The 9,696-nt window shown below is 42.8% G+C and carries 6 protein-coding genes; 2 read left to right on the forward strand and 4 right to left on the reverse strand.

What is annotated here, in order from left to right:
• Positions 1-307: 307 nt before the first annotated feature.
• The 3 genes from ABKW31_RS18635 to ABKW31_RS18645 all read right to left on the reverse strand — a co-directional run bounded on the left by ABKW31_RS18635 (position 308) and on the right by ABKW31_RS18645 (position 5,676).
• Complete coding sequence (locus ABKW31_RS18635) at positions 308-2,368, reverse strand: EAL domain-containing protein (RefSeq protein ID WP_348618095.1); 2,061 nt, start codon at positions 2,366-2,368, stop codon at positions 308-310.
• A gap of 8 nt (positions 2,369-2,376) precedes the next feature.
• Positions 2,377-3,957, reverse strand: coding sequence for a PAS domain-containing methyl-accepting chemotaxis protein (locus ABKW31_RS18640; RefSeq protein WP_348618096.1), 1,581 nt, complete (start codon positions 3,955-3,957; stop codon positions 2,377-2,379).
• A gap of 402 nt (positions 3,958-4,359) precedes the next feature.
• Positions 4,360-5,676 carry a family 16 glycosylhydrolase gene (locus ABKW31_RS18645; protein WP_348618097.1) on the reverse strand — a complete coding sequence of 439 codons (1,317 nt, stop codon included), beginning with the start codon at positions 5,674-5,676 and terminating at the stop codon, positions 4,360-4,362.
• Positions 5,677-6,028: 352 nt separating this feature from the next.
• Here ABKW31_RS18645 and ABKW31_RS18650 point away from each other — a divergent pair, with 352 nt between their 5' ends.
• On the forward strand, positions 6,029-6,658 hold the full coding sequence (locus ABKW31_RS18650; RefSeq protein ID WP_348618098.1) for a heme-binding protein: 630 nt from the start codon (positions 6,029-6,031) through the stop codon (positions 6,656-6,658).
• Here ABKW31_RS18650 and ABKW31_RS18655 read toward each other — a convergent pair.
• A complete protein-coding gene (locus tag ABKW31_RS18655; protein WP_348618099.1) occupies positions 6,651-7,511 on the reverse strand; it encodes a DMT family transporter in 861 nt (286 codons plus the stop codon). The genes ABKW31_RS18650 and ABKW31_RS18655 overlap by 8 nt on opposite strands.
• A gap of 210 nt (positions 7,512-7,721) precedes the next feature.
• Here ABKW31_RS18655 and ABKW31_RS18660 point away from each other — a divergent pair, with 210 nt between their 5' ends.
• Positions 7,722-9,629: a propionyl-CoA synthetase gene (locus ABKW31_RS18660; RefSeq protein ID WP_348618100.1), complete on the forward strand. Its 1,908-nt coding sequence runs from the start codon at positions 7,722-7,724 to the stop codon at positions 9,627-9,629.
• Positions 9,630-9,696 lie beyond the last annotated feature (67 nt).

A 9,696-nucleotide genomic window follows, 5' to 3' on the forward strand; every position in this document is an offset into this window, starting at 1 on the left:
CAAAATAGGGTGATTGTTTGTCAAAATAACGGTTTTTGAATCAATTGGCTCTAGTTTACTTGATTGTGGTCATGCATTGAAGCGTGAATGCGATATCACTGCTTTAGGGGGGGGATCTGTAAAGTGTCAGGTCTTGGTCAAAGATGTTTTGTGGTAGATATTTATATGGACGGATAGGGTGATGTCCATAAAGCCGGATGCAATATTTCAGCATGTCATTGTGGGTCAACCGCTGCATCAGTGGTCTTTTAATGCGATTCCCGTGAGCGACTTTGAGTGCAATGCAATATCGCTTAGCTTATTTAATTTATGGACTTACTAACTCCGCTGCATGGACATTTTCGAGATGCTTTTCGACAAAAGAACGATAAGGCTCAGCCTTTCCAAAGTAATACCCCTGGAGAATATCAACCCCTAAATTAATACAGTGTCTGGCAATCTCGAGTGATTCTACACCTTCAGCGACTATGCTGTAGTCCATCACTTTCGACATACTGACGATTGCACTAAGTAAGTGCTCTGACTTTTTATCAATTAAGCAATTGTTGACAAATTGTTTGTCGATTTTTAGTTCAAAAATAGGCATATCAATGATGCGTTTCAGATTTGAATGACCTGTACCAAAATCATCAATAGATATTTTAATACCGTACCTACCCAGCTCGTTGATAGTGTCTGTTACAATTTTAACATCACCTATTAACAGTGTTTCTGTTATTTCAATGGTTAAATTAGCTAAATTAGCTTGGTGACTATCAAAACAAGCAACAAGTTTTGGCGCAAAGTTGGCTTGTAAAAATTGTATAGGGCTAACGTTCATCGCCAGTGTAAAGTTGGGCTCTAGCTTATTTATTTGCGCTAACATTTGCGCTGTTTTGTTTGCTACATAAGCACCTAATGGCATTATTAAACCGGTTTTCTCGGCGATGTGAATAAATTCATCAGGTGGAATATATTGCCCATCTTTTCCTTTCCAACGAACTAAAACCTCAGCAGCGATAGTTTTGAAATCTTGGTTTACTTTAGGTTGTAGCCAGCACTCTAGAGCTTGCTCGCCTAATGCTACTCGCAGGTCTGTTTCGATTTGGTACTTAAAAATAATTTGTTCAGCTAAAAGGTTTTCAAAATAACAGATTTCATTTATCCCCTTTTGTTTTGCAGAAAATAACGCGGTTTCAGCACGGGTGATTAAGTTGCTGAGCATGTCGTTGTTTTGGGAAGACGCCACTCCCATACAAATACTGATGTGGTGTCTTCTGTTTTTGTCGCCGTTGATCGCCTGTTTTAGAAAACTCATCAGTTCAATGATGCAATTTTCCAGATCTTTGATATAGCTGTGATCAATGACTAACCAAAAACGGTCGGCAATATCCTTTGCTGCAAAGTGATGCAAGCCTATGAAGTCGGTGAGCCTGTGTGCGAGGGCTTTTAATACGAGGTCACCTTCGGCGAAATCATAGGCAAGATTAATCTTCTTAAAATCGTGCAGATTGATCGCGACTAAAGTAATGAGCTTGGTGCTATCAGCTTTTTGTAGATAGTTGATAAGTGACACCCTGTTGGGGAGTCCGGTTAAGTTGTCATAATGTGAAAGCCGATCTAGTTGGGTTTTAATTTGCTTTTCTTCTGTTAAATCTCTAATTGTACCTACAAAACCTTGTCCAGATGGACCGTCAATACTATTAATCGATATATGCATAGGAAAGCTTGTGCCATCAGATTTAAGGCCTATAACTTCGCGGCCAATCCCGACTATTTTTGCTACTTTAGTTTCTTGATAATTTGCTATATAAGTCTGATGATGGCTGCGGTGTGGCTCTGGCATTAATATCTCGATAGGTTTACCTATGATGTCCCTGCGATGATATTTAAATATGTTTTCTGAGGCTTGGTTAAATTTTGTAATTTTGCCTGCGGCGTTAATGACCACTACACCTTCAACGAGACTATCTAAGGTTATTTGTGTTGTGTCATTTGTCTTAATAAGGTTTTCCGCGCGTATTATATCAGCGGTAATATCCTGAAAAACACCGTAGGTAGCTGTTAGCTTATTGCCTTCATAATTAGCCATGCCAGAAGCAAAAACCCATTTAAGATTGCCTTTTGCCGTTGTAATTGAGGCCTTTATTTTATAGGCCTTGCCTGTTGTAATAGTAAGTTTTAAGGCGTCTTTGATCTGCTCAGCATATGCCTCATTATAAAATGTAATGGCACTCTCAATCCTAGGCTCATAGTCTTGTTCTACTTCATGAATAGCTCGCAAAGCCGATGTCCACTCTAAATTATCGCTTGCAATGTCATACCACCAACCACCAATCAGAGCGGTTTCTTCAATACTACTCATCAGTTTTTCATATGATATTGACATGGAGTTCCCTAAATACGATTTTCGGTGGATGAGAAACGGGTAATAATTGATCTGAGATTAATCACTGTTTCTGCAAGGCGTTGGTTGGCTTCCAAAGCAGCGTTGGCAGAATTCTGCGTTGCTGATGTGCTGTCAGCAATCTCTACTATCTGTTGGTTGATGTGATCTGCCACAGTACTTTGTTGTTCGACCGCTGCAGACATATGCTCGGTTAGTTCGGTAATTGTGTGCACAGAATGGCGAATATTATTTAATGCGTCACGGGTATGTTCAACAACCACAACACCATGTAAAGCCGCTTTTTCACCATTTTCTGATATGCCCACGGCACTTTTGGCTCTCACTGTCAGGGTATCAACGATTTTATGGATCTTGTCAGTTGACTCACGCGTTTTTGATGCTAATGAACGCACTTCATCTGCCACAACACTAAAACCTCGCCCCTGCTCGCCGGCTCGTGCAGCCTCAATCGCTGCATTAAGAGCAAGTAAATTAGTTTGGTCCGCAATAGAAGAGATTAGATTAGCCGCCTGGCCTATTTCATTCGTCGACGCCGCTAACTCTCTAACCGTTGCAGCGATACTGGCTACAGAATTGTTTAGGGCATCAATAGCACTTTTAGCATCATTCGCAAGCGTGGCACCATGGTCTACGCTTGCCAGTGCGGTGCGAGCACTAGTCGAATTGGTTTGCACATTAGCTGATACTTCTTGTATCGCCGCTGACATTTGGGTAATAGCGGAAGCAATTGTTTGGGTCGCTTCACTTTGTTGGGCGACAGCCGCAGAGGTTGATGCTGATTCGGCCTGCGTATCTTGCACGATGGAATCAAGTATCGAGGCCGCATCTGCAATGCGAGTCAATGCCGTTTGACTGCGTTGTTTTTCGCAAGTCAAAGACAGTTTAACTCTGGCTTTACTGCCAAAATCGTCAAAGTAGGTTTCTGCCACCATAGCGTTAGAGTATGACTGCGGACTAATACTGATGATGTCCAAAAACTGCATTTTTTGACTGTATGCAAGCCATCCAGCTGAGATGAATGTGGTACCTAGTATTAGCACTGCTGTTATCCAATCCGATAGAAAAAAAGCAAGTGCAACAGCGGCAAAACCTGGCAGGATAGCGGGGGATAGTGTATTCAATGTACCCGCAGCGCGAGAGAGTTTAGCAGAGCTTGACTGACCTGAGCGAATCCGTTTGTAGGCTTTTTCAGCCCGCTTTTTCTCAGACTCTTGCGGCACTGAGCGCACGGATTCGTAACCCACCACTCTGTTATTTTCAAATACAGGAGTAACAAAGGCGCTGACCCAATAATAATCGCCATTTTTACGTCGATTTTTAACCAAGCCCATCCAAACCTGTCCCGATGATATTGTTTGCCACATTTCCTTAAATACCGGTGATGGCATATCGGGATGTCTAATCAGGTTATGGGGTTTGCCTATAAGTTCCTTTTCCGTAAAGCCACTCACTTCAATAAAAGCTTCGTTGCAATAAATAATGTTACCTTGAATATCCGTGCCTGAGATCAAGCGGTCTGATACTGGAAATTTATATTCAATGTTGCTGACAGGTTGATTATTTCTCATAGTTGTCCTTTCTATAGGCAAATTGCCATCCCTCTTAAAAGCGTTTTGTGGCTTTACAAAGTAAAATGGTTTGGTTGTTTGTCGGGCTTGTTGATTAAATCAGCAGACAGTATTTAGCTTGTATGCTCCCCAGTTTTTGAGAGTTATTAAGTGTCAGTAAGCGCTATTTCGTTTGAATGATGAGATGAGTGTATCGAGGATGTTGGCTCTAAGAATCAGTACTTTTACTAGTTTTGGTTGAATTATACCAAGCTTAAACGCAGTTATTGGTGCTAACAAAACACCTTCTTTTGTTCAAATTTGACTGTAAGGCATGGCTGGGCCAGCGCAGGCACATAAAGCTGGCGTAAACCCAGCTAGGGTAAAACAGATGTGCTTGGCACACTTGTTTTACCCCTAGCTTTATTGAGTATTGACTTCGGGTAATTGGTATATTCGTACGTAGTCCACTTCCATTCTAACGGGAAATATACTGTCGTCTATTGGCCCACCTGATCTACCCCACTGCCCACCAATTGCTAGATTCATGATCAAGTGAAACGGCTTATCGAATGGCCATGCTTGCCATCCTGTACCTTCATTATGGTAATAAAAATAAGGTCGCTTATCCAAAGAAACGATAATATGAGTTGGTGACCACTCTACTGAATATAGATGGAATTCTTGGTCTACTGTTTTACCTTCAACACTGGCTTTACGCTGTTCCCAATTAATCCAATAATAAGCTTTGTTATGCACCGTGCCATGAATCGTCTGCATGTCATAACCGACATGCTCCATAATGTCGATTTCACCTGAATTAGGCCACGCATCGCAGCTTGAACTCCCTTGCCAGTCTTCATTTTCAGCACAAGTGGTCGAATAGGTATAGGGATCGCTAGGTAGCATCCAAATCGCAGACCAAGTTCCTCGACCTGCGGGAATTTTTGCGCGAACATCCACTTTGCCATACAAAATATCGCCTTTGTGCAAGTTGTGAAGTCGCGCCGAAGTATATTCAGCGTTGTCATAGCTTTCTTTGTGAGCTTCAATTACTAATCTGCCATCTTCAACCCGCGAATTCTTGGCGCGATCGGTATAGGCTTGATCTTCGTCGTTTACCTTTCTGGCTGCCCACAAGTCATGAGACCATTTTAGTGGATCAGGGGCGCCCTGATAGTCAAATTCATCATTCCAAACGAGTTGCCAATCTCGTGAATCTGTAATCTGTTTTCGCACAATAATGGCGTGTAATAAAGGTTCGCCCTTAATCGACTTAAAGCCAATTCGCAGTGTGTCATCTATCACAACAATGTCGTTTGCGGTGCGCACTAGCGCTGATATTGCTTTACCGTCTCGAGCTAAACGCACATCCATCGCCTCGATTACAGTCTTATTCTGCGCTAATACATCGAAAACCCGCTCGCCCACGGGTGTATCATAAGGCTCTGCAAATTTGAAAGTAACATCATAGGTCCCGTTTGATATGGGTATATCTATGCTCATGTTTCCTTGCCGATAGGACTCAAAAATTGTTGAGTCTTGTGTTCCTTTGATATGGGGTGATGTCAGAATCGGCGCCGCTATATTCAAGTTGTCTGGAGCATACTTAACGCCATCAACACCGACATAGCTATCGCCACCAACGTTTATCGCTACAACGATTGCGTCAAGATAAGGATTAGATGACTGGTGCCAAGACGAGTTGTCCGCAGTCGTTGTTGCAGTATTATTTTGCATTGCAGTCTTTCCACATCCGGTTAGCATAATCGTTAAAAATAGCGTCGATATTAGTTTCATTATTATCCGTTTGAATGGCCAAAATTTAATTATTAAAACGAAATAACCCTTATACCTTGTTGTTTAGTCACAATCAAAACGAACTCAAAAATTACTTCATCTTATGGCCGTTAAGTGCGAGTGCCACTTAGCATTCACCAGCAATCGCGATTAAACCTAAAGATGATACTTTATTTGAAAAACTTCGTATCAAGTATAAAGTTCAGATTAAATCGATTTTTGCAGTAAATGACTCAAAGGCTTTGTGGGCTAAACTCACGGTTTTAGATAAACCTAACAATAAGGAACTAAAGTGAAATCAATACTTTCAATCTTCGCTTCTATTTTTGTAGCTGGGTGTTCGGTGGTGGGGCAAAGTGACGTTGAAACGGCACCTTATACTTTATTAAAAGCGGATGATGTGCAAAAAATTGAAGTGCGTAACTATGCTTCTATGGTTTTGGTTTCAACCAGTATGGCTGGCGTCAGCGACAATAGCGCTTTTAGAAAGCTGTTTAACTATATTGGCGGCGCAAATGAAGGGGCAAGAAAAATTTCGATGACTGCGCCGGTGATTATGGATGATAATAAGGCGACAAAAAAAGGTGCTGAAATTTCAATGACAGCGCCAGTGTTTATGCAGGAAAGTGCTGAGAATTCACTGATGTCATTTGTTATGCCAAAGGATTTTACTTTGCAAACAACGCCTAAACCTACTAACCCTGATGTAGTAGTGAGCGAAGTAAAAGATTACAAAGTGGCCGCTATTCAGTTTAGCGGTACGCTCAGTGATAGCAACGTAGAAAAGCACACCAAGATTCTAACAGAATGGATAAATAAAAATGCTTACGTCGCTATCAGTAAGCCGGTCAACGCGGCCTATAACGGGCCTTTTACTTTGCCCATGATGCGCACCAATGAAGTATTAATTGAGATTAAATAGCCTGACTTTTGAGCCAAGCCCTATTCGCTATTCTGTTGGTCCAAAGTGCTCCGAGCATAGCGAGAATAAAGCCCGGAATAGCAATTAGTTGAGGTACTTCATCGGCCACTAACCAGGCAATGAGTGCCCCAACTGCAGGTACCATAAACATGATCGAGGCCACCTTAGCAATAGAACCTTGTCTGACCATGGTGAACATCAAGAGGATACCTACAATTGAATTTCCCAAGACTAAAAAGGCAATAGCGCCCCAAAAGGGTAATGCGTTGCTAAAAACCAGCCCTTCGAAAGCCAAGGCAAAAGGAATTGAAACAGCTGACGCGAAAGCATATTGTACCCAAGTCGCCACAATGGGATGTACGCCCAACTTACGCTGTTTTTCAATGACTTGACCAATCGATAATCCGACTACTGCAGTCAACCCTAGAATTGCACCTAGCAAGTAACCTTCGTTGCCTTGCATATTAACGCCGATAATCAGCATCGCGCCGAGCAAGCCTAACGACAAACTCGCCCATACATTCCAAGCTGGTATTTTTCGTGCAAGCAGGGCACTTGCTATAATGACTAGTACCGGTTGTGAAGCCGCAAATAAGGCCATAATGCTAGCGCTGGCGCCTAACTTCATACCCACATAAATACTGCCAAAATGACCTATATGCAGAAATAGTCCTGTACCCATAAGGGCATATGACTTTCGAAAGTTTGGAATAGGCAAACGCAATAAGAAAACCAAGGGAGTAAGCACTAAAAATGCACCGGCAAATCGAAAGGCCAGCAAGTTCAAGGGTTCAGTATAAACCAAAGCCAGCTTGCCCATGGCATAACCTGCACTCCAAACAAGTAAAAACATTAGGGGATAAAATGGCTTGAGGGTTGAAAGCACAAGTGTCTTGATATTAGAAAATAATAGTTAGATGCTATCACGCAATTAAATCTCGTCCCATGCCACTTAAGTCGTATATCCCTGCATTCATCTTTACTTTATTGTTAGCTCTAAATTCAGACGCAAACCATTGTTTCTAGCGCTGGCAGCGACAGCCATTTAAAAAGGTAAATAGTTATGTCTTATGCAACAGAATATCAAGCATCAATTGATGCTCCCGAGACGTTTTGGGCTGAAAAAGCAAAACAACTACCTTGGTTTAAAGCGCCCCAAAAAATACTATCTGATGATGAAAACGGCATCAAAAGATGGTTTGCCGATGGTGAAATGAACACCTGCTATATGGCATTAGATCACCACGTTGCGCAGGGCCGTGGTGAGCAAGTCGCGTTAATTTATGATTCGCCGGTTACCGATACAAAAATGCAGTTTACCTACAATCAATTACTTGAAAAAGTCTCGCGCTTTGCGGGTTTATTGCAAGCCAATGACGTAGGTAAAGGTGACCGAGTGGTTGTTTACATGCCCATGATTAGCGAAGCCGTCATTGCGATGCTAGCGGCCGCTCGAATCGGTGCGGTGCATTCAGTGGTTTTTGGGGGGTTTTCTGCCCACGAACTTGCTTTGCGTATTGATGACGCAAAACCAAAAATGTTGATAACGGCATCATGTGGAATAGAAATAAACCGAATCATTGAATACAAACCCATGATTGATAAAGCTATTGAGCTTGCGATGTATAAACCAGCAAAAGTTGTCTTGTTGCAACGTAAGCAATGTCTTGCGAACATGCAAGAAGGTCGCGACATCGATTGGGCCCATGCCGCACAATCAGCAAAGCCGGCTGAATGCGTCAGCGTTAAAGGAACAGATCCTTTGTACGTATTATATACCTCTGGCACCACCGGCAAGCCCAAAGGCGTTGTGCGCGATAATGGCGGACATGCAGTTGCCTTAAAATACTCTATGTCGGCGGTTTATAATATGCAGCCTGGCGACGTATTTTGGGCCGCATCGGATGTGGGTTGGGTTGTTGGCCATTCCTACATCGTTTATGCTCCACTGTTACATGGTTGCGCAACGATAGTTTATGAAGGTAAACCGGTCAGAACGCCTGATGCAGGAGCTTTTTGGCGCGTCATTGAAGAATATAAAGTGAAAGCTATTTTTGCGGCCCCCACTGCATTTAGGGCAATTCGTAAAGAAGATCCCGACGCTAAATTACTCGAAAAATACGACTTATCCAGTTTAGAAAGCGTATTTATGGCAGGTGAGCGACTCGATCCGCCAACCTACGAATGGGCAAAACAAAAAACTGGTAAACCCGTTATTGACCATTGGTGGCAAACCGAAACGGGCTGGGCCATTGCGTCGAACTTAATAGGTATTGAAACACTATCGACCAAACCTGGCTCGGCAACCAAGCCTGTTCCTGGTTTTAACGTGCAGATCCTCAACGCTAGCGGCCAGCCAGTGCCGCCAAATACCCAAGGTGCGATTGCCATAAAATTACCTTTGCCGCCAAGTTGTCTAGCCACTATTTGGGGCAACTTTGACCGCTTTGCTGCCGGTTATTTAAGCGAATACCCCGGATATTATTGCTCTGGCGATGGCGGCTATATAGACGAAGACGGTTATTTATTTGTGATGGGGCGTACCGATGATGTTATTAACGTGGCTGGCCATCGTTTATCAACTGGGGAAATGGAAGAGATTTTAGCCGCCCATGATGCCGTAGCAGAATGCACCGTGATTGGTGTTTACGATAGCCTTAAAGGCCAAGTCCCTGTGGGTTTAGTGCTATTAAAAGATGGCGTGAACATAGCCGAAGCTGATCTGCAGGCAGAGTTAGTGGCCATGGTTCGCCAAGAAATAGGTGCTGTAGCCTGTTTGAAGCAAGTCATCGTCGTCCAGCGTTTACCAAAAACGCGCTCCGGAAAAATACTGCGTAAACTACTGCGCCAAATAGCAGAAGGGCAGGACTTTGTTGTGCCTTCAACCATCGACGACCCAGCAAGTATTGATGAAATTAAAGCGATTATGCTAAATAATGATCTCGTTAAACCAACAACGAAGAGCCTGTAACAGATTCTGTGTAACTGCCATTATTTAAGATGTTTCTCGAGGCGGTCCCCGAACTCGATAATAAAAC

The sequence above is a fragment of the Paraglaciecola sp. 25GB23A genome (genome assembly GCF_040012495.1).
Lineage (GTDB): Bacteria > Pseudomonadota > Gammaproteobacteria > Enterobacterales > Alteromonadaceae > Paraglaciecola.

Bases quoted from the DNA above. Each gene is read 5' to 3' on its own strand.
- ABKW31_RS18640 (WP_348618096.1), bottom strand. From the start codon at position 3,957: ATGAGAAATAATCAACCTGTCAGCAACATTGAATATAAATTTCCAGTA.
- ABKW31_RS18645 (WP_348618097.1), bottom strand. From the start codon at position 5,676: ATGCAAAATAATACTGCAACAACGACTGCGGACAACTCGTCTTGGCAC.
- ABKW31_RS18660 (WP_348618100.1), top strand. From the start codon at position 7,722: ATGTCTTATGCAACAGAATATCAAGCATCAATTGATGCTCCCGAGACG.
- ABKW31_RS18635 (WP_348618095.1), bottom strand. From the start codon at position 2,368: ATGTCAATATCATATGAAAAACTGATGAGTAGTATTGAAGAAACCGCT.
- ABKW31_RS18655 (WP_348618099.1), bottom strand. From the start codon at position 7,511: ATGTTTTTACTTGTTTGGAGTGCAGGTTATGCCATGGGCAAGCTGGCT.